We start from the raw sequence: 20007 nt of genomic DNA on the forward strand, positions 1-20007 counted from the left end.
CGCGCATGGCATCCATCGACACACCGCTTTCCCAGTTCGCCGCCGCCGAGCCGCTTGAAAAAGGCAGCTCGCTCTGGCACGACGCATGGCTGCGGCTGCGCAAAAACCACCTCGCGCTTTTCGGAGCCGGCGTCATGCTGGCGCTCGTTCTCGTTTGCATTGGAGGCTGGCTTTTCGGACAACCCTACTACGATCAAAACATCTACCTCGCCAACGCCACGCCCGGCTCCATCGGCATCCGCGTCACACCCGACGACAGCCCGTATGATTTTGCGACGTTTGAAATGCTCGACGACGAGGGCGTGTTCACCGACGCGCCCGAATCGCAGGCGCTGCGCGCGGCGCTTCTCGGCGGCAAAACAATCCGCATCGGCGACAACCAGTATTCGCGCAACTACCACCTGCTCGGCACCGACAAGCTCGGACGCGATCTCTTCGCGCGCCTCTGCTGGGGCGGCCTCATTTCGCTCGGCGTGGGACTCGCCGCGACCGCCGTCGCGCTCATCATCGGCGTGACCTACGGCGCCATCGCTGGATTTTTCGGCGGCAAGCTCGACGCCTTCATGATGCGCGTCGTGGACATCATGTATTCGCTGCCCTTCACGATCTTTGTGATTCTGCTCATGGTGCTTTTCGGACGCCACCTCGTGCTCCTCTTCGCGGCAATCGGCGCGGTCGAATGGCTGACCATGGCGCGCATCGTGCGCTCGCAAGTCATGGCGATAAAACGCATGGAGTTTATCGAGGCGGCCTATTCGCTCGGCTTCGGCAAGCGCCGCATCATCTTCCGCCACATCCTGCCGAACATCCTCGGGCCGGTGATTGTGTATATCACGCTCACGATTCCGTCGGTGATGCTGCTTGAGGCGTTTCTGAGTTATCTCGGCCTCGGCGTGCAGCCGCCGATCAGCTCGCTCGGCGTGCTCATCAAGGAAGGCTCCGAAATCATGGAGGAATACAGCTGGCAGCTCATGTATCCCGCGGCCGTCTTTTCGCTGATGATATTCTCGCTAAACTTCCTCGGCGACGGCCTCCGCGACGCGCTCGACGTGAAGGCGTCGAAGGATTGATGCCATTGGTCCGAATAATATATAAATCCCCAAACACTCATCTCCATGTGGCGCGTAATTTTTGCATTATCTTGTATAATATTTTTATCCACATCCGTCGCGCGCGCCACTGATTATGACGAAGACATAAAATACGCGCTCAACCAGCTCCGCGCATACAAGCACGAATCGGGGTTGCCCATGCTCGCCGGCTACTCTTCCGGCATAGGAGGCGCTCATGGAGCCTTTTATTTGCTTTATCCATACATCCGAACGCACGCCTCGCCGGAAAATGCGCGACTGATGCTCAAGGACGCCAGTCCGGTCGTCCGCATAGCGGCTGCAAAGTGTATATTAACTCCAAGTCTCCGCCCGTTACCCTTGAAATACCTCGATTGTCTGGCGAATGACAAGGAACAGCTCTGGGTTGGCCCGTTCCATAACGCCAAACAATCATACAAAGTCATGACCGTCGCCGAGGTCGTTGAAGAGATGAGAAAGGACCCTGAATTTCTCTTCAAACACTACTATGGCGAAAAAGTCCGCATGGATTACATTACGGAAGCCCGACCTTTACAGTCTGTGCAACCAGTGAATGCACCGTTGCCTGAGTTCCCCCATGAAATGCGACGTGCGAACATGTCCGGATATGTCACGGTGCGTTTTACGGTCAATGAAAACGGATCAGTTGGCGAAGTTTTTATCATCAAAAGCCCGCTCAAGGAATTTGAGCGTCCGGTTAAGAAAGCGGTGTCGAAGTGGCGTTTTTCCTTTTCAGATCAACTGCCGCAAGAAAAACGCACACCCATCGTATTGGAGTGCAAATTCACGTTTTACTTTGAGAATGACTGAGTCGGTCCGGTGATCGTATGTATATCACACTCACGATTTCCACGTCGAAAAATCCCCTCGAGGGCGCACGCAAGGTGCGCCCCTACGAAACTGCGGCGGCCAGTTTGCCGCTTCGCGAGAGGCCCAGGGCACCGGTCATGACGTCGAAGAGTTCCGTGTTTTGCATCAATCCGCAAATGGGCTCGCTGCCGGGGCCGATCGCCGCCAGCTCCACATGGTCGCTCGTGTGCGCGATGCCGGTCCAGCCAATCGACGTGTAGTTCGCGATCAACTGGCCGAGCGTAATCGTAGCGCGGTTGCGCACACGGTATCCCTCGCGCGGCGCGGGATCCTTTTTCAACGCCCGCATGAGCAGCTCGATTTCGTCGTCGAGCAGCTCGATGCCATTCGCGGTTTTCACGCGGTTGCGGATTTGCGCGGGCGTGCTTTTTTTGGAAAGCTTCGAGCGCACCCACCTGTTGCTCCGGCGAAAATCGCCCAGTCGGTCAAAACACTTCTGAGTGTCGCCGTAGCTGCCGCCGCGGCTGTCGAAACTGCCGCCGGTTCCGTTCAGGCCGGGATTCGAGTTGCCGTGGTCGGTCGTGACAATGACCAGCGTGTCGTCGCGCCCGGCGGCGAACTCAAGCGCCGCGCCCACGGCGTCGTCGAAATCGATCTGCTCGTGAATCAGCGCGCCGATGTCGTTGGCGTGCGCGGCGTAGTCGATGTTGGCCCCCTCGATTTGCATGAGAAAGCCGCCTGGGTGTTTCGCCATGCGGCCGATGGCGGCGCGCGCCATCTCGGCAAGTGACGGAATTGCCGCGCTGAGCGCCGCGTCCGCCTTCCGGTCAATCGCGTATGGCAGGTGGTCGTCGTCAAACACACCGAGCAGCCGCCCGCCGTTCGACGCCAAAAGCTCCTCGCGGTTGCGCAACACGCTGTATCCGTTGTTTGAATACTCGATGAGGAGGTCGCGCTCGTCGTTGCGTTTTTCGGAATCAAAAAAACGCACGCCGCCCCCGAGCAACACGTCGTAGCGCGCGTCGAGATACTGGATCGCTATGTCGCCCTCGTCCACACGCGACTCGATCGACGCGCCAAAACCCGCGGGCGTGGCATGCGTGAGGCGCGCCGTGGTGACAAGCGCGGTGCCGATGCCCGCCTCGGCCGCGAGGCGCAGGATGGGCTTGTGCAGGCGCCCGTCGGGAGTCTGGTTGAGCGCGCCGTTTTTGACCTTGTGGCCGCAGCCCCATGCCGACGCGGCGGCGGCGGAATCGGTCACGAGCGCGTTGGCCGAGCAGGTGTCCATCAGAGCGCGGCGAACATTGGGATATTTTTTATACATCCCGAGCCAGTGCGTGCCGCGGTTTTCGAAACGGCGCAGGTAGCGCTCCGTCATCGTGAGCGTGCCGAGGCTCATGCCGTCGGACACGAGCAGGATGACATTGCGGGCGCGCCGCGGCCCGGCGGTGATCGCGACGGATGGCGCGGATGCCGGACCGCGCAAGCCTGTTGAGAGCAAAACGGAACCGGCGATACCGGTGCGGAGAAAATCGCGGCGGGTAAACTTGGACATTCGGCGTATGTTTGGTCTTCGAGAAGAAAAATCAACATTCGGATGCCGCGGGCGGGCGGCTTTTCCAATCGCTGGAGGGCAATCGATTTTTGCGAAATCTCATCTCGCACACGCTGGCGGGATCGTCCAACGTTTGCGGCGATTCACGTCACCGCAAACCGCCGCATGAAGCGCTTCATTCCCTATTACTCGCATCTCAAGCAAGTCCGCTGGCCCTTTATCGGCGGCATCTTCTTCGGCATCTGTTTCGGCATCTCGAGCGGTTTCGGAATTCCGTTCATGCTGAAAAAAGTGCTGCCCGCGCTTTTCCCCGACACCGGCGAGGGCGTCACGCCGCTTGTGCTTTTGTCCGGCGAGGAAGCCTCGTGGATGCCCGCCATCATCGTGCCCGAGCAATACGTCCTCATTGTCGCGCTTTTCCTGCTTCCGATAACATTCTCGATACGCGGCATCAGCCAGTTTCTCAACGCCTACCTGCTCAACTACGCCGGGCTGCGCGTCCTCGAGTCCATACGCGCCGACATCTTCGCGCACTTGCAGTTTCTGCATCTCGACTATTTCCGCAAACACAAGTCGGGCGATCTCATCAGCCGCGTTTCAAACGACACCACGGTCGTCAAGGGCGTGATCGTCGAGGCCACCAACGACATCCTCATCCAACCCTTCACGCTCATCGGCGCCATGGGTTATCTCGTGTGGGAAACGCTGCAGCATCCCGAGGTGCTGCACTTCCTCGCCTGCCTTCTGGTGGTGCCCCTCTGCATTCTTCCCATTCGCTACGTGGGCAAAAAAACCCTGCGCAAATCCCAGGCGATGCTCGGCCAGGCGGGCGAGCTCAACGCGATCCTCACCGAAAGCCTCCAGTCGCCGCGCGACATCCGCGCCTACAATCTCGAGCAGCGCGAAATCTCCCGCTTCCGCCAGCAAGTGCGGAAGTTTTTCAAACTTCAACTGAAGGTCGTCAAATACGACAAGATGCTCTCGCCCATCATCGAGGTCGTCGCCGCCCTCGGCATTTCCTTCGCCATTTACCAAATTCACGGCAGCGGGCTGGACCAGGAATCCGTCATCGCGCTCATCGGCGCGCTCTATTTCGCCTACACTCCCATCAAAAAACTCGGCGGCCTCAACAACCGCATCCGTCAGGGCGAATCCGCGCTCAACCGCATCGAGGAGGTTCTCTACTCCCCAATCGAGGTCGCCTCGCCCGCAATCCCGGTGCCCATTCCCGCCGGCAGGGGCGATGTCGCCTTTGAAAACGTCACATTCGGCTACGACCCCGAAAATCCCATTCTCAAGGATATCAACATCGGCATTCGCACCGGGGAAATTGTCGCGCTTGTCGGGGCCACTGGCGCGGGCAAGAGCACCTTCATCAACCTCATCCCGCGCTTTTACGACGTCACCTCCGGCCGCATCACGCTCAACGGAATCGACCTCCGCAAAGCCTCGCTCGCCGATCTGCGCAACCACATCGCGCTCGTCTCGCAGCAACCCATTCTTTTCAACGACACCATTTACAACAACATCCTCCTCGGGCGCCCCGAGGCCTCCCGCGCCGAGGTCGAGGAGGCGGCCCGCCGCGCCTATGCGTTTGAATTCGTCACCGGGCTCCCCGAAGGCTGGGACACCATTGTCGGCGAGCGCGGAGACCGGCTCTCCGGCGGACAGCGCCAGCGCATCGCCATCGCGCGCGCATTCCTCCGCAACGCGCCCATCCTGATACTCGACGAGGCCACCAGCGCGCTCGACACCGAGTCCGAGGCGCAAGTGCAAGGCGCGCTCGAGGAGCTCACCCGCGGCAAAACCACATTCATCATCGCGCACCGTTTCAGCACGATCCGCAACGCGACCAAAATCCTGGTCCTCGACCAAGGCAGCATCATCGCCACCGGCACCCACGCAGAGCTCTACCAAGGCAGCCCCGTCTACAAAAACCTCTACGACTTGCAGACGGTGGGCGCGGGGTAAACCGGATGCGTTTTTGCGAGGCGCGCCCCTGCAAATCAACGTATTCACTGGAATAAAGGTTTATTCCAACTCCTCCCGTTGGTAACGTGGCGTGTTTTTTATTAACCCTTATCATTACCCGAGCATGAATCTGAAACACGCATTCCACGCGGCGGTCATCTCCGCGACATTGTTTTTCCCGACCGCGCTTTTTGCGGACGACGCGCCGTTTTACACAAGGGATCCGCTGGACATCGCAGCGCAGCTTCCCCCGCCGCCAGCCGATGCCTCGCCCGCGGGAATGGCTGACTTGGAAACCATCCTCCAAGTGCAGAAGGACCGGACGCCGGAGCAGGTGAAGCGCGCGACCAGCGTTGCCGGAAACACAACATTCTCGATGGGCACCAAGGTCTTCGGATCGAAGTTCACGCCGGAGAATCTTCCCCGCACGTCGGCGATTCTTTACAAGGCTCGCTTGGGTCTGCGCAAGGTGCTCCAACCGGCGAAAAAAAACTGGAGTCGTGAGCGCCCCAGCGTGAGGGACGGGCGGGTAAAACCCTGCGTGGCGATTCCAAAGGCCAACAATTATTATTCCTATCCGAGCGGCCATTCCTCGGCGGAGGCGTTGTTTTTTGCCTTTTATAGCGAGGCCATGCCCGAGTATGCGGCGCTTTTTGAGGACTATGTCCGGGAGACGATGTGGTGCCGGGTGATCGGCGGCGTGCATTATCCGACGGATACGCAAGCCGGGCACATGCTCGGGAAACTGGTGGCGGAGGAAATGCTGAAGAACCAGTCAACGCGGAATGCAATCGCGGAAATGCGCGCGGAGATTCTCGACTTTCTAAAGAAGCATCCGGACGCGCTCGAAAGCGCGGAGGCGGCGAAAAAGAAAGCGGCGCGCCGGTAGGGCGATCTTGTTTTCTATTCGTCGCGCGCCTTTGGCGCCCTGAAACAAATCAACGCTCATAAGGCCTCGCCCCACCCTGCCGGAGTTTGATTACGGCGCCTCTTTCCAGATGCCGTCCATCAACATTGAGACCGGACATTCGGGGACGCCGAGGTTGTTTGCGTGCATTTGGGCGACCACCATGTCCACGGCGTTTGCCGCAAGCTCGTCGTTGCGCAAATTGACCCCGGAAAGGACGCCCTGCGGATGCCATTCAAGCGTGATTATCTTGCGGGTCTTGGGCGATATTTTGCGTATCAACTCGACTGCATGCCGGTCAATTTGCCATGCCATTATCAGCACGTCCGGCTTTGTTTTTCGCAGCCATTTTTCCATTGGCGAAAAGTCCTTGGGCGTTCCGTAGGCGACGCATTTCATCGCATCTTTTGGATTCGGGTGATTCGTGATGAACGCGGCCGTCTGCATGAAGTGGATGCGCTCCTGCACCTCCTGGTTGAGAATGATCGCCGGGCGGGTATGCCCTTCCTTGCCCAGGCGTTCGAGCACCCGCCACACGCTCCGGTAATGAAAATGCGCCGAGCGGCTTATGGACGGCGTGAACTCCGTGTGACCGATGACCGCCGTCGCAAAGGGGCTCCAATCCCAATCCAGGGCAATGCTCCCGCGACAATCCATCGGCGCGAAAATGACGCCGGAAATTCCGCGGGAGACCAGTATCTTCCACAGGCGCGCCGGGGACAGCCCGTCCCCGAAGAGCCGGAACTGGTCAAGCGCGCAGCCGTGCTGCTCCGCCCGGCGCGTCACGCCGAGCAGGATGTTTTTTGCGAATTCCCGCGTGGCCGTGGCCAGTCCGGACAATTCGCGCGGGGTGTTGATCCAGACCAGGGCAAGGGTTTCCCCTTTTTCAAGACGCCTCCCGCGCCGGATGTTTGCCATGAGCGATTTGATGCGCAAATCGGGCTTGTAGCCGAGCTCCGCGGCCACCTTCCGCACACGCTCCACGGTCGCACGCGAAATGTTCGGATGTCCGCGCAATGCGTAGGAAGTTCCGCCAATGCTCAACCCCGCAGCCTTTGCGACATCCGTGAGGGTAACCTTTATGAGCTTCGACATGTTCCCGAAGTTTTCAGGAGGAAATTGCGCGGTCAAGCACTGCCGCCCGAGCGGACATTAACGCTTTCAGTTCGCTTTGCGTTTCATTTGTTGCGCAAGCCTGTTGAATGGAGCAGCAATCAATTCCCCCCATTTACCCAATCAATACATGACCTCAATCGACTACCTGATCATATTGTTATACTTCGTCGGACTCTTGATTTTGGGAGCGACGGTCGGGCGCAGGATCAAAAGCTCCAAGGAGATGTTTATCGCCGGAAGAAACTCCTCGTGGTGGCTCTCCGGCCTGTCCACTTACATGACAATATTCTCGGCGGGGACGTTTGTCGTGTGGGGCGGCGTCGCCTACCGTTCCGGCGTGGTGGCGATTGTCGTGGGGCTCATGCTGGGTTTCGCGTCGCTGTTCGTGGGATTGTTTCTCGCCGGCAAATGGTCGCGGATGCGCATTAATTCACCCGCGGAATATCTCGGCATCCGCTTCGGCAAACCAACCATCCGCTTCTACACCGTTTTCGGAATGATCGGCAAGGGAGTCCACACGGCCGTGGCGCTCTACGCCGTCGCAATCATGGCCGTGGCGCTGATGCCGTTGCCCGAGGGACATTTCCTCGCCGATCCGCGAACAGGCCACCTGTCGATCACCTACGCGGTCATCGTGCTCGGGCTTATCACCTTCGTTTATACGGCGGCGGGCGGATTTCTCGCGGTGCTGATGACCGACGTCGTGCAGTTTGCGATCCTCATAGCGATGATACTCATCATGATTCCGCTCTCGTTCAACAGCGTGGGCGGAGTTCAAGAGTTCATCGCCAAGGCGCCGCCCGAATATTTTTCCCTTTTCACCAGCCAGTATTCCTGGGTGTGGATGATCCTGTGGTGCCTGTTGCACGCCTTCATGATCGGCGGCGACTGGGCTTTCGTGCAACGCTACATCAGCGTGCCGACGTCTCGGGATGCGAAGAAGAGCGTCTTTCTTGTCGCTGGTCTTTATTTCGTCACACCGCTGTTTTTTTATGTGCCGGCGCTGGTTTACCGCGTCATCAATCCCGACGCCAATCCCGAGCAAGCCTACATGTTGATGAGCCAATACATCCTGACCACGGGCATGCTGGGAATGATGATGGCCGCCATGCTCTCGGCGACAATGAGCATGGTTTCAGGCACGCTCAACGTCTACGCAAACGTCTTCACCTACGACATCTTCAAATCCCTCCGTCCGCAATCAACCGACAGGACATTGATGCGGGTCGGACGCGTTTTCACGTTCATCTACGGTTCGCTCATCACGCTGGTCGCCATTCTCATCCCGTTCCTCGGTGGCGCCGAGCGCGTGGTCGTGTCGTTCCTAACGCTGGTCATTTCACCTCTCTTCATTCCGTCGATATGGGGACTGTTCTCCAAGCGCGTCGGCCAGAAATCTGTCTTCATAAGCATGGGCATCACCTTCGGCACCGCCATTTTGGTGAAAGCCGGCCTGCTCTTCCCCGACATTGTCAGCCGGCACCCCACGTTTGTCGACGCCTTCATCGGCTTGGTGTTCCCCGTCACCATTCTGACCATCCTCGAACTCATCCTGTGGAAAAAACCGCAGGCCGAGGGATTCCTCAAAATCGCCGCGCGCTACAAGAAAGAGGACGAGGTGCTGACCGCGGAGCAGATCCAAAAGAACAAGCAGGCCGGCGCGATGTATTCGAACATGGCCTTCAAAATCATGATGGGCACCTACGCCGCCATCGGCCTCATAATGGTGCTGCTCGCCCTCGGCAGCAAGGACGACCGCGGCTCGATGCTGATCTACGGGGGCATTTTCCTCGGCCTGTCCACACTGGCGTTCCTGCTCTACCACGGCATCAGGGCAAAACGAAAAAACTCAAACGCCGGCTGAACAATTTTCCGGAAAAACAACATCATGGAATCAATCACACAGACAAAAAACGTCCCCGTCGTGGGGCAATACGACGTGGTGGTGTGCGGAGGCGGCCCCGCCGGATTCATCGCCGCGATCGCCGCCGCGCGAGGCGGGGCGCGCACCGCGCTCATCGAACGATATGGGTTTACGGGCGGAATGGCCACCGCCGGACTCGTCGCCCCGATCAGCGTTTTCAATTACAACGGACGCCGGATAATCGGCGGCCTGCCATGGGAGTTCGTTGAGCGACTCATGGAAATAGGCGGCGCGGAGGAGGAAAAGCCGCTCGGCAACATCACTTTCTCGTCCGAGAAATACAAACTCACCGCCCAGCGCATGCTTCTGGAGGCCGGAGTGTCGCTCTATTACCACTCCTACCTGAGCGGCTGCCAAAAAACAGGCGCCAGCATCACCCATGTGATCATGGAAAACAAAAACGGCACGGAGGCCCTCACCGCGAAGTATTTCATCGATTGCACAGGCGACGCCGATCTCGCCATGCAAGCTGGCGTTCCGATGCAGCCCTCAGCCAAATCGCTGCAACCGGCCTCGCTCATTTTCATGCTCGGCGGCGTGGACACCGGCGCGCTGCCGATGATCCGGCACAGCCAGCAAGGGGTTAATTATCACGATCTCGCCATCCGCGAAACACTCACCGAGCTGCGCAAAACGCAGGATATCCCCGTGTTCGGCGGCCCGTGGTATTGCGGCGTGCTGGCCCCCGGAATCGTGCTTCTCAACATGACGCGCGCGCAAGCCGACATGGCGGACAACCGCGAGGCCACCAACACGGAATGCCTTCTGCGCGAGCACGCCCATCTGTTCGCCGGACTTCTTCGCGAACACATCCCCGCGTTCCGCAATTCCAGCCTGATCGGCACCGCCACGCAAACCGGTGTTCGCGAAACGCGCCGCATCAAGGGAGCCCACACGCTCACCGGCAACGAATATCTCAACGCGGTCGATTTCCCCGACGCCATCTCGCGCGGATGCCATCCGGTTGACATACACGCCTCAGAAACGACGCAGCAACGATGCGAGTTCCTCAAGAACGCCGCGTTCATTCCCTACCGCTGTCTGATCGCGCCCGGCTTCCCGAACCTTCTGGTTGCCGGCAGATCATTCTCCGCGGACGAAATCGCCTCGGCCTCCGTGCGCGTGCAGGCCTCGGTCATGGGATTGGGGCAGGCCGCCGGAACCGCCGCCGCCCTGTGCCTCAAGGCAAACGCCGATGTGTCAGCGGTGGATGTTAACGCGCTCCGAAACCGACTGACGCAAGACGGAGTAAACCTCACAGCGTAAACAAACCCGCGCGCACACAAACGAAGCGGCGATCTTTACATCACGCCCGTTTTGTTTCTAAAACCCAATCATCATGCACGACGCCCCGCATGTAATAGGAATGGATTTCGGCACGGATTCTGTCCGCGCCCTGTTGGTGAACGCGGTCACCGGCGAGGAAATCGACTCCGCCGTTTTTAATTATCCCCGCTGGTCGCAAGGACTGTATTGCGACGCGCAAAAGACGCAATTCCGCCAGCATCCGCTCGACCACATCGAGGGTTTGACGAGCGTGATCCGAAGCCTGACCGCGGCCCACCCCGAAATCGCAAAACAAATAAAAGCCGTCTCCGCCGACACCACCGGAAGCTCGCCCTGCCTCGTGGACAAGGAGTGCCGCCCGCTCGCCCTGCGCCCCGAATACGTGGAAAACCCCAACGCGATGTTTGTCCTCTGGAAAGACCACACCGGCGAAAAGGAATCCGCCGAGATCACCGCCCTGTGCGCGGCGTCGCCGGTCGATTATTCGGTGCACACCGGCGGCCACTACTCCTCGGAAAACTTCTGGTCCAAGATCGTCCACATTTTCCGCGATGAACTGGAAATCAAAAAGCACGCGCATGCCGCCATCGAACTCTGCGACTTCATCCCCGCGCTTCTCGCGGGCGTGAGCAACATCGCCGATTTGAAAATGGGCTACTGCGCCGTCAGCCAAAAATGGTTGTGGTCTGAAAGATGGGGCGGTTATCCGTCGCCGTCATTTTTTGAAAAACTGGAGCCGAGTCTGCAGGAATTCGCCAGCCGCCTCAACACGAGGATTTACACCTGCGACCAGGCCGCCGGCACAATCACGGCGGAATGGGCCGAACGCCTCGACCTGCCCCGCGACGTGAAAATAGGCACCGGAACGATCGACGCGCATTGCGGCGCGGTGGGCGCGGGAGTCGCCCATAAAACAATGGTGCTCAACATAGGAACCTCGGCCTGCTACATGACGGTTGTGCCGCGCGAAGTCCTGGGAGACCGAATGATAAAGGGAATCTACGGGCAGGGCGACAACTCCATCATCCCGGGCCTTGTCGGTTTCGAAATGGGGCTCTCCGCCTTTGGCGACGTCTATGCGTGGCTCCAAAAATTCCTGAGCTACCCCCTCGTGGAAATCCTGGGCAAAAGCAACTTGGTCGACGAAGCGACAAAACAAAAACTCATCGCCGAAACCCGCGGCAAAATTCTCCGCGAACTGGATGCGATGCCGGCCGTCGCGCCCGACGAAAACGCCCCCTTCGCCACGGACTGGCTGAACGGACGCCGCAGCCCCTCGGCAGACTTCACGCTGACAGGAAGCCTCATGGGATTGAGGCTCTCGACAACCGCGCCGCAAATATATCACGCCCTTGTCGAGGCGACGGCATTCGCGACAAAGACCGCCATCACCCACCTTATTGACAACGGCATTGAAATCGAACGCCTCGTCGCCGCCGGGGGCATCCCGCAAAAATCCCCCCTCGTGATGCAAACCCTCGCCGACGTGCTCGGGCGCGAGATACAAGTCACGGGCTGCCATCACACCGGCGCGCTGGGCGCGGCGATTCAAGCAGCAGTTGTGGCGGGCGTGCATGCCAATGTGCAAGCGGCGCAAAAAGCGCTCTGCAAACCCGCCATCCGCGCCTACGCGCCGAACATGGAAAATCACAAAATCCATCTCCGCCGATACGAAAAATACAAAGCCGCCGGAGCCTTCACCGAGAAGCGAATATAAAAAACCGGAGTCCCGAGGGATTTGATTTGGTAGGGCGAACCGTCCCGGTGAGCCGAAACGGTGAACGGCTCACCGGGACGGTTCGCCCTACCCTGTCAGGCTGTTTCCGTCGCGTTTTTTGCCGCGGTTTTCAGGGCTTTTATCATTGATGAAAAATCCCTTGGCACGGGGGCGCGGAGGTCGAGGGTTTTGCCGGTGATCGGGTGCGTCACCACCAAATGTTCCGCGTGCAGCATCACGCGCTTGGGTTGCGATTTTTCGGGAATGCGCGCGTCGCGCTTCCAGCCATACACCGCGTCACCGAGCAAAATGTGCCCGAGCGATTTCATGTGCACGCGGATTTGATGCGTGCGGCCCGTGTGAATGGCGCAGCGCACAAGCGCCGCGATTTTGCCGTAGCGTTCCACGACCTCCCAATCCGTGTGCGCGTCGCGTGGGCCGGACTTGCGACGCCCGCCGCCCGCGACCACGGAAGTGTTCTCGTCCTCATCCGCCTCCAAATCGTAGAACTCCGCAACCTTCTCCTCGGGTGCGAGGCTCCGGGCGGAATCCTCGAATGCCATCATTTTGTGCCGTTGCGACGGATGCCGCCCGATGGCTTTTGTGATGCTGCCGCTCAAGAGCGAGGGCGCGCCATTCACGAGCGCGAGATATTCCTTTTGCAACGAACGCGCCGAAAACTGCTCCGCCAGGCCGCGATGCGCCGCGTCGGTTTTGGCGATCACCATCACACCCGAGGTCTCGCGATCGAGCCGGTGCACGATGCCCGGACGCTCCACGCCGCCGATGCCGCTCAACGAGCCTTTGCAGTGCGCGAGCAGCGCGTGCACGAGCGTGTCCTCGCCCGTCGCCGCGCCCGGATGCACAACCATGCCCGCGGCCTTGTTGATCGCGAGCAAGTGCTTGTCCTCATACAAAACATCGAGCGGGATTTCCACCGGCCTCAATTCCGACGGCCTGGTTTGCGGCATCGAAAACACAATCTCATCGCCGCCGCTCACCGCCGAGTCGCGTGTGAGCGCGACGCCGCCGCGCAAAACCAGCCCCGCGTCAAACGCGCGTTGCAACGCCGAGCGGCTGTGCTCGGGAAAGCCGATCGCGAGCGCCTTGTCGGCGCGAATCGAGCGCACTCCCGGCGCGATTGTGTAAGTGTGTTGGGAGGACATCGTGAGAATTAAGACTTGGGAATTAAGCTTTGGGAAATCAGAAAACAAACCGCGCAATTGATGGCGGCCCGCTTCTTAAATCTTAACGCTCAGCTCGTTTTTTTGAACCTTTCCACGACCCAGCGGGAGATCGCCTTGTCTGGGTTTTCGACAACGTCGCGGGTGATGACAAAGCGCTTTGAGCCGTCACCGCCGTCGTCCGCCACAAGGAGCTTCAGCCCATGGTGGAAATTGTGAAACTTGTCCTCGCACAGCGCGCGGATCGTTTTGTCGGCGGCGAGGCTTTGCTCGATCAGCACATCGACAGCGCCGTCGTCAAAAACCAGTTCGAAGCCGTAATCCGTCTGAAAGCGTTGCGCGAATGCATTCACGTCGGCGCGAAGCACCTCGTGCTGCTTTTGCGCGTTTTCCCTGAGCAACGAACACAGAACGGCCTCGGGCTCGGCGATGGTTTTTTCGTCAACGCGAAAGGCCTTCACGGCGGTCGAAGGCAGCTCGAACTTGAAATTGCGAAACACCCGCTCGAGCACAGTCATCAATCCGCGCGCGCCCGTGTTTTCCTGATACGCCTGCGCGGCGATCTCGCATACCGCGGGTTGTGTGATTTCGAAGTCGATGCCGTAGCCGGCAAAGTCGGCGCGGTATTGCGAAAGGATGCTGCCTTCCGAGGTGACGAGGATTTTTTCCAAATCCGCCGCGGTGAGCGCCTGGCACGCCACGCGCACCGGCAGGCGCCCCACAAACTCCGGCTCCATGCCGTAGTCAATGATGTCGCGCGACTGCGCGAGGCGCAGAAAATCGCTGTCGTGCGTCACATGCGCCCGAGCCGCCGCCACCGCGCCCGCCGCGCCCGCGGCAAACCCGATACTGCTGCTTTGCACACGGCGCTTGATCTGCTCGGAGAGTTTGTCGAACGCGCCGCTCACGATGAACAGGATGTGTCGCGTGTTGATCGTGCGCTTCCGGCTGCGGCCCGTGCGTTGCATTTCCATCATCGCCTGCATTTGCGCGGCGAGGTCGGTCTGGCTGTGCAAGTTGACCTCGGTTTCCTCCATCAGTTTGAGCAGGTTTATCTGCACGCCGCGCCCCGACACATCGCGCCCGCCACCGCCGGTGGTGCTTCCCGACGAGGCGATTTTGTCGATTTCATCGATGTAAACGATGCCGTATTGAGCAAGTTCCACGTCGCCATCGGCGGCTTTCACCAAGTCGCGAACCAAGTCCTCGACATCGCCGCCCACGTAACCTGTTTCAGAAAATTTTGTCGCATCAGCCTTTACAAAAGGAACCCCAATCAGGCGCGCAATGCAGCGCATCAGGTAGGTTTTCCCGACGCCGGTCGGCCCGAGCAACAGAATGTTTTGTTTTGCATAATCGATTTCGCGCAAGGACGGGTTCTCAATGCACTGGCGCACATGGTTGTAATGGTCGCAAATGGCCACCGAAAGCACCTTTTTGGCCTCCGCCTGCTGGATCACAAAACGGTCCAGATAATCGCGTATCTCGCGAGGTTTCAAGTTGAAGCCTTGAATTCGCTTCAAGGTTTCCTCGTGCGCCTCGGCCCCCTGATCGTCCTCCGCGGGGGAATCCGGATTTTTTTCAGATTTCCCCACAAAAAATGTCTTGAACGGGGAACTTTTCATCAGATCACGAATCTCTTTAGGCAATTGATCCGTTGGCTCTTGTGAATCTTTATCACTCATATTCTAGTATCTTCCTGATTAACGTATAATTTGGATTGCAAACCACTTAACCGCAAATAGCTTAAAAATAACTCAACTCACTAATACCTATGCCTTCAAATCTGACCAAACGCGAGATTGTATTGGAAATCTACGAAAAAACCCAATTCCCCCAAAAGGAAATTGTATCAACTGTGCAGATGACGCTCGATATCATCATGAAAGCGCTGGCTGAAGGTCGCAATGTCGAGTTGCGCAACTTCGGTGTGTTGGAAGTGCAACGCCGCAAGGAACGCGTGGGACGCAATCCCAACAAGCCCGAAAACAAGGTGATCATCCCCGAGCGCGCTGTTGTTAAGTTCAAGTCCGGAAAAATCCTCAAGCAACTCCTCAAAAAGCTCAATGTGAAGGAGCTCTGAGCAATCCGCAGCAGCACACAAAAATTTCAAGCCGGAGCCGAACGCTCCGGTTTTTTTTGCGCCCAAATCCCATTTCTCCGGCATGCGAACTATCGTCAGAGAGGGATGTTTTTGGAAAAACCACCCCGCCGGCGCATCCACCAGTATTTTTTTCGCGATCAGCGAAGCTGGTTGATCTCCACGACGCGGTCGTCGCGGAATGTCACACGCAGGTAATCGCTGATTGTTGAGGGCGTGTTGTAGTATCCCGACCAGCCGTAATAACCGCCCCAATAACGCGGACGCATCGAATACGGACTGCCCCAGTAACCGTGGAATCCATAGTCAACCGAGGAATCGTAACCGCGATAGCGCCACGTCACCGTGGTGCCGTTTTTGTCGATTTTTTGGGCAATCTGATCCGGCTCGCCAAGCGCGAGTTTCACCATGTCGGGAGTGAACCCGAGCGCGACGCGCCCCTGCTTGATGAGCTCCTGGTCGGCGGCGGAAATGGAGGAGAACAATTCGGGGTTGTGCTTGATGCGCATGGAGGGCGTCGAGCAGCCCGCGATCACCAATGCGGCAACCGCCAGCCCAAAGGAGATTATTTTGGTTTTCATGGTATGGCCTTCCTTCTGTTAATTTCGCTTAAAGTGAATCTGCACGTTATGCAATCTATGACGCGCCTGACCTGACAATGTTGCAAACATCCGGGAGGTAAAAGATTCACTTCGCCTGCTCCAGCGACGAGACCCTGTCGTTTTCAAAAATAACGCGGACCTTGTCGTCGGAACGATCCCCGCCCGTCGAAATCCCAACACCCGTGCCAATCGAGGTGCGCCCTCCCCCGCCGATGCCGAGTCCGAAGCTGAGCGCGGGCGCCTTCGACCTGTAAGCCCACACCTCCGAATTGCCGCGCTCGGTGGTGCGCGTGTAACGGCGGTCGGGCTCGCCGAGCGCCATCAGAACCATGTCGGATGTGTAGCCGATATCAACCTTGCCGGCGCGAATGTTGGACTGCACTTCGGCGGGGAAACCATCAAAAAGCTGCTGGTTTTTCTTGATGCGACCGGAAGTGGTCGAGCAACCGGTGAAAAGCAGCGCTACAAAAGCAAAAAGCGCGATGACAATGATGTTTTGGACTTTCATAACAAAGGAACAGGAAGTATGTTTTGCGGTGCCGGGGAAAAAGGCTCTTGTGTAAGACAGCCCAATCCGCGGCAGGTTCAAACAATTTGCAAACGCATCCATGAAAACATTCCAGATTGCCATCGGTTCCGACCACGCCGGTTTCAAATACAAGGAAACCATCAAAACCATGCTCCTCTCAGCCGGGCACACAGTGCGCGACTTCGGCACACACTCGGAGTCGGCGTGCGATTATCCCGACTTCGTCCGCCCGGTGGCCGAGGCGGTTGCGCGCGGCGAATACGAGCGCGGCATCGTGCTTGGCGGCTCGGGCAACGGCGAGGCCATCGTCGCGAACCGCGTGAAAGGCATTCGCTGCGGGCTTTGCTGGAACGAACAAGTGGCGATCTGGAATCGCGCGCACAACGACGGCAACGTGCTTTCGATCGGCCAGCGCACGATCAGCGAGGAGGAGGCGTTGAAGATTGTGCGCGTGTGGCTGACCACCGAGTTTGAAGGCGGCCGCCATCTCGCCCGCATCAACAAAATCGACAACCCCGCGGGGTGACGAACGCGCCGGGTCCCGGCTCGGCACAAAGCATTTTCTAAAAAAATCAAACCTGCCGGGTCGGAACCCGGCATGCGTGACCGTCACACCAGCAGCAGCGCCGGGGCTTCGAGGAGTTGCTTGAGCGCGGCGAGGTATTGCGCGCCGAGGGCGCCGTCCACAACGCGGTGGTCGCAACTGAGCGTGAGCCCCATCGTCTGGCCGGCCACGATCTGGCCGTTTTTCACAACGGGTTTTGCCACGGTCGTGCCGACACCGAGGATCGCCGAGTTCGGCGGATTGATGATGGGATTAAATTTCGTGATACCCATCATGCCAAGGTTGCTCACGCAGAACGTGCCGCCGGTGAACTCGGCGGGCGCAAGTTTTTTCTCCTTGGCGCGCTTGCCGAGCGTCTTCGCCTCGGCGCTGATTTGGAAAACGCTTTTGTTGTGCGCGTCGCGGATGACCGGCGTGATGAGGCCGTCCTCGATCGCCACGGCAAACGAGACGTGCGCCCCGCCGAAGTAGCGGATTTGCGTGCCTTCCCACGAGGCGTTCACCGCGGGCACGCGGCGGAGCGCCTCGGCGCTGGCTTTCAAGATGAAGTCGTTGACCGAGAGTTTGACGCCTTGTTTTTCGAGCGCGACGTTGAGTTGCTGGCGCAAAACGAGAAGCGGCTCGGCGTCGACTTCGATATCGAGATAAAAGTGCGGGATGGTTGTCTTCGCCTCGAGGAGGCGGCGCGCGATGGTGGCGCGCATGTTGCCGACAACAACGGTGCGCTCTTCCTGGATCGGGCCCGAGGCGAATGCGGAATGCGGAGCGCGGAATGCGGAATTGGTCGGGCCTCCGGCAGCGCTAGTGGCGGCGGCGGTTGGCGCGGCGGCGAGGAGCGAGGGGTTTTCCGCCGCGGCGATAATGTCGGCGCGCACGATGCGCCCGCCGCGTCCGCTGCCTTGGAGGCGTGTGTAGTCGATGCCTTTTTCGCGGGCGAATTTGCGCGCGAGCGGCGAGATGCGGATGCGTTCGCTGGGAATGCGGGGAGCCTCGGTTTGCGGTTTTGGCGGAGTGGCCGGCGCGGGGCGGCCGACGGGGCGGCGTCTCCGGCGGAGGCGGGATTGGGTTGCGGAGTTGAAACGGGTTCGGCCGGTGCGGGCGCTTTCGGCTCAGCCGGAGGTTTCGCCTTGCCCTCGTCCTGGGCGGGTTCGGGCGGTTTCGGCGCCTCGACGGTTTCGCCGGGTTTGCCGACGGCGCAAAGCGCGACTCCGATGGGGACTTGCGAACCCTCGGGGGAGAAAATTTTCAACAGTGTGCCGTCGAAAAAGCTTTCCAGCTCCATCGTGGCCTTGTCGGTTTCGACTTCGGCGAGAATATCCCCGGTCTTGACGGGGTCGCCTTCCTTTTTGAGCCATTTTACCAGCGTGCCCACCGTCATGGTGTCGCTGAGTTTGGGCATGTCGATGATTTGAGCCATGGTGTTACACTTCGCTGAAAATTGAATGCTTAATGTTTAAGGGTTAAGAATGATGAGGCGAGGTATTTATAGTGCGCGCATTGTGTCGGTTTGTGCGCGTTATTTGCCGTCACACAAGGTAGGTCAATGGCATGAGACGTTTGTGTTTTTTCATCACTGCTCATGAACCCATGGTGGCGAGCGCGGCCTTGAGAATACGTTGGGAGTTGGGCAGTTGCTCGATTTCGGCGGGGGGGCTGTAGATTGCGGGCGCGTCCACGGTGCCGAGGCGCTGGATGGGCGCGTCGAGTTCGTCGAAGGCTTCGTTTTGAATCATGTAGGCGAGTTGCGCGCCGACGCCGCAGAAGGGGCGTTGTTCCTCGACGATGAGGACGCGGTGCGTTTTGCGCACGGAGGCGAGCACGGTGTCGATGTCGAGCGGGCGGATGGTGCGCAAGTCGACGATTTCGACGGAAAGGTTGTGTTGTTGCTGGAGCTGTTGCGCGGCGGCGAGCGACTGGATAACGGGGCGGCCGTAGGTGACGATGGTGAGGTCGGTGCCGGCGCGTTTCACGTCGGCATGGCCGAGCGGAACCAGGTATTCCTCGGCGGGGACTTCGCCCTCGAGCCCGTAGAGGATGGTGTTTTCGAGGACAAAGACGGGGTCGTTGTCGCGAATGGCGGACTTGAGGAGGCCCTTCGCGTCGTAGGGCGTGGAGGGCACGACGACTTTCACGCCGGGGTGGTGAGCGAGGATGTTTTCGGGCGTGTGCGAATGGGTCGCGCCGACGTTGGTGCCGCCGTTCGCCGGGCCGCGGATGACGATGGGGCAGTTAATTTGCCCGCCGCTCATGTAGCGGATGTTGGCGGCGTTGTTAAGGATTTGGTCAAACGCGACCGAGTAGAACGACCAGAACATCAGCTCCATGACGGGGCGCACGCCGAGCATGGACGCGCCGACGCCGAGGCCGATGAAGCCGGCTTCGGAGATGGGCGTGTCAACGATGCGCTTGGGGCCGAACTTTTCGAGGAGACCCTCGGTGACTTTGTAGGCGCCGTGGAACTGGCCGACTTCCTCGCCGAGAATGACGACGTTTTCGTCGCGCGTGAGTTCCTCGGCCATGGCGTGGCGGAGCGCTTCGCGGTAAGTGATTAAAGGCATGGTGTGGTGAAGGTGATTTTAGTTTTTGAAAGTGATTTGGTTCACCACGGAGACACGGAGGAGCACGGAGTTCGGAAGAGTTTTTCTTCC

Annotated in this window: 17 protein-coding genes and 2 pseudogenes; 9 read left to right on the forward strand and 10 right to left on the reverse strand. The window is 59.0% G+C overall.

Annotated elements, in window-relative coordinates:
• The first annotated feature begins 5 nt into the window (after window positions 1–5).
• Both CKA38_RS00515 and CKA38_RS00520 read left to right on the forward strand, forming a co-directional pair.
• On the forward strand, window positions 6–1070 hold the full coding sequence (locus tag CKA38_RS00515) for an ABC transporter permease (RefSeq protein ID WP_108823751.1): 1065 nt from the start codon (window positions 6–8) through the stop codon (window positions 1068–1070).
• Window positions 1071–1115: 45 nt separating this feature from the next.
• Window positions 1116–1901 (forward strand): energy transducer TonB, encoded by a 786-nt coding sequence (locus tag CKA38_RS00520; protein ID WP_108823752.1) that lies wholly within the window; start codon window positions 1116–1118, stop codon window positions 1899–1901.
• 82 nt (window positions 1902–1983) lie between these two features.
• Here the strand turns inward: CKA38_RS00520 and CKA38_RS00525 are convergent, their stop codons facing one another.
• Window positions 1984–3456 carry an alkaline phosphatase gene (locus CKA38_RS00525; RefSeq protein ID WP_108823753.1) on the reverse strand — a complete coding sequence of 491 codons (1473 nt, stop codon included), beginning with the start codon at window positions 3454–3456 and terminating at the stop codon, window positions 1984–1986.
• Between the two features lie 165 nt (window positions 3457–3621).
• Here CKA38_RS00525 and CKA38_RS00530 point away from each other — a divergent pair, with 165 nt between their 5' ends.
• Both CKA38_RS00530 and CKA38_RS00535 read left to right on the forward strand, forming a co-directional pair.
• Window positions 3622–5427 carry an ABC transporter ATP-binding protein gene (locus CKA38_RS00530; RefSeq protein WP_108826326.1) on the forward strand — a complete coding sequence of 602 codons (1806 nt, stop codon included), beginning with the start codon at window positions 3622–3624 and terminating at the stop codon, window positions 5425–5427.
• Between the two features lie 124 nt (window positions 5428–5551).
• Entirely contained in the window at window positions 5552–6316 is a 765-nt protein-coding gene (locus CKA38_RS00535; RefSeq protein ID WP_108823754.1) for a phosphatase PAP2 family protein, read from the forward strand.
• A 90-nt stretch (window positions 6317–6406) separates the two neighbouring features.
• Here the strand turns inward: CKA38_RS00535 and CKA38_RS00540 are convergent, their stop codons facing one another.
• Window positions 6407–7429, reverse strand: coding sequence for a LacI family DNA-binding transcriptional regulator (locus CKA38_RS00540; protein WP_108823755.1), 1023 nt, complete (start codon window positions 7427–7429; stop codon window positions 6407–6409).
• A 148-nt stretch (window positions 7430–7577) separates the two neighbouring features.
• Between CKA38_RS00540 and CKA38_RS00545 the strand changes: the two genes are divergently transcribed.
• From CKA38_RS00545 to CKA38_RS00555, 3 genes are all read left to right on the forward strand, one after another.
• Window positions 7578–9314, forward strand: coding sequence for a sodium:solute symporter family transporter (locus tag CKA38_RS00545; protein WP_108823756.1), 1737 nt, complete (start codon window positions 7578–7580; stop codon window positions 9312–9314).
• Window positions 9315–9338: 24 nt separating this feature from the next.
• Complete coding sequence (locus CKA38_RS00550) at window positions 9339–10640, forward strand: FAD-dependent oxidoreductase (protein WP_108823757.1); 1302 nt, start codon at window positions 9339–9341, stop codon at window positions 10638–10640.
• Window positions 10641–10713: 73 nt separating this feature from the next.
• Window positions 10714–12378, forward strand: coding sequence for a ribulokinase (locus tag CKA38_RS00555; RefSeq protein ID WP_108823758.1), 1665 nt, complete (start codon window positions 10714–10716; stop codon window positions 12376–12378).
• Between the two features lie 95 nt (window positions 12379–12473).
• Here the strand turns inward: CKA38_RS00555 and CKA38_RS00560 are convergent, their stop codons facing one another.
• Both CKA38_RS00560 and CKA38_RS00565 read right to left on the reverse strand, forming a co-directional pair.
• Window positions 12474–13544: an RluA family pseudouridine synthase gene (locus tag CKA38_RS00560; protein WP_108823759.1), complete on the reverse strand. Its 1071-nt coding sequence runs from the start codon at window positions 13542–13544 to the stop codon at window positions 12474–12476.
• Window positions 13545–13633: 89 nt separating this feature from the next.
• Entirely contained in the window at window positions 13634–15187 is a 1554-nt protein-coding gene (locus CKA38_RS00565; protein ID WP_202863935.1) for an AAA family ATPase, read from the reverse strand.
• A 149-nt stretch (window positions 15188–15336) separates the two neighbouring features.
• Here CKA38_RS00565 and CKA38_RS00570 point away from each other — a divergent pair, with 149 nt between their 5' ends.
• A complete protein-coding gene (locus CKA38_RS00570; RefSeq protein ID WP_108823761.1) occupies window positions 15337–15645 on the forward strand; it encodes an HU family DNA-binding protein in 309 nt (102 codons plus the stop codon).
• Between the two features lie 158 nt (window positions 15646–15803).
• Here the strand turns inward: CKA38_RS00570 and CKA38_RS00575 are convergent, their stop codons facing one another.
• Both CKA38_RS00575 and CKA38_RS00580 read right to left on the reverse strand, forming a co-directional pair.
• On the reverse strand, window positions 15804–16244 hold the full coding sequence (locus CKA38_RS00575; RefSeq protein ID WP_108823762.1) for a hypothetical protein: 441 nt from the start codon (window positions 16242–16244) through the stop codon (window positions 15804–15806).
• Window positions 16245–16350: 106 nt separating this feature from the next.
• Window positions 16351–16773 carry a hypothetical protein gene (locus tag CKA38_RS00580; protein WP_108823763.1) on the reverse strand — a complete coding sequence of 141 codons (423 nt, stop codon included), beginning with the start codon at window positions 16771–16773 and terminating at the stop codon, window positions 16351–16353.
• A gap of 100 nt (window positions 16774–16873) precedes the next feature.
• Here CKA38_RS00580 and rpiB point away from each other — a divergent pair, with 100 nt between their 5' ends.
• Entirely contained in the window at window positions 16874–17320 is a 447-nt protein-coding gene (gene rpiB / locus CKA38_RS00585) for a ribose 5-phosphate isomerase B (protein WP_108823764.1), read from the forward strand.
• A gap of 83 nt (window positions 17321–17403) precedes the next feature.
• Here the strand turns inward: rpiB and CKA38_RS16100 are convergent, their stop codons facing one another.
• From CKA38_RS16100 to CKA38_RS00595, 4 genes and pseudogenes are all read right to left on the reverse strand, one after another.
• Complete coding sequence (locus tag CKA38_RS16100; protein WP_236919078.1) at window positions 17404–18234, reverse strand: dihydrolipoamide acetyltransferase family protein; 831 nt, start codon at window positions 18232–18234, stop codon at window positions 17404–17406.
• Window positions 18235–18267: 33 nt separating this feature from the next.
• Window positions 18268–18339: pseudogene (locus CKA38_RS16920) on the reverse strand (E3 binding domain-containing protein); the annotation flags it as partial.
• A 275-nt stretch (window positions 18340–18614) separates the two neighbouring features.
• Window positions 18615–18776: pseudogene (locus CKA38_RS16105) on the reverse strand (biotin/lipoyl-containing protein); the annotation flags it as partial.
• 160 nt (window positions 18777–18936) lie between these two features.
• Complete coding sequence (locus tag CKA38_RS00595) at window positions 18937–19917, reverse strand: alpha-ketoacid dehydrogenase subunit beta (protein WP_108823765.1); 981 nt, start codon at window positions 19915–19917, stop codon at window positions 18937–18939.
• Window positions 19918–20007 lie beyond the last annotated feature (90 nt).

The sequence above is a fragment of the Ereboglobus luteus genome (genome assembly GCF_003096195.1).
GTDB classification, from domain to species: domain Bacteria; phylum Verrucomicrobiota; class Verrucomicrobiia; order Opitutales; family Opitutaceae; genus Ereboglobus; species Ereboglobus luteus.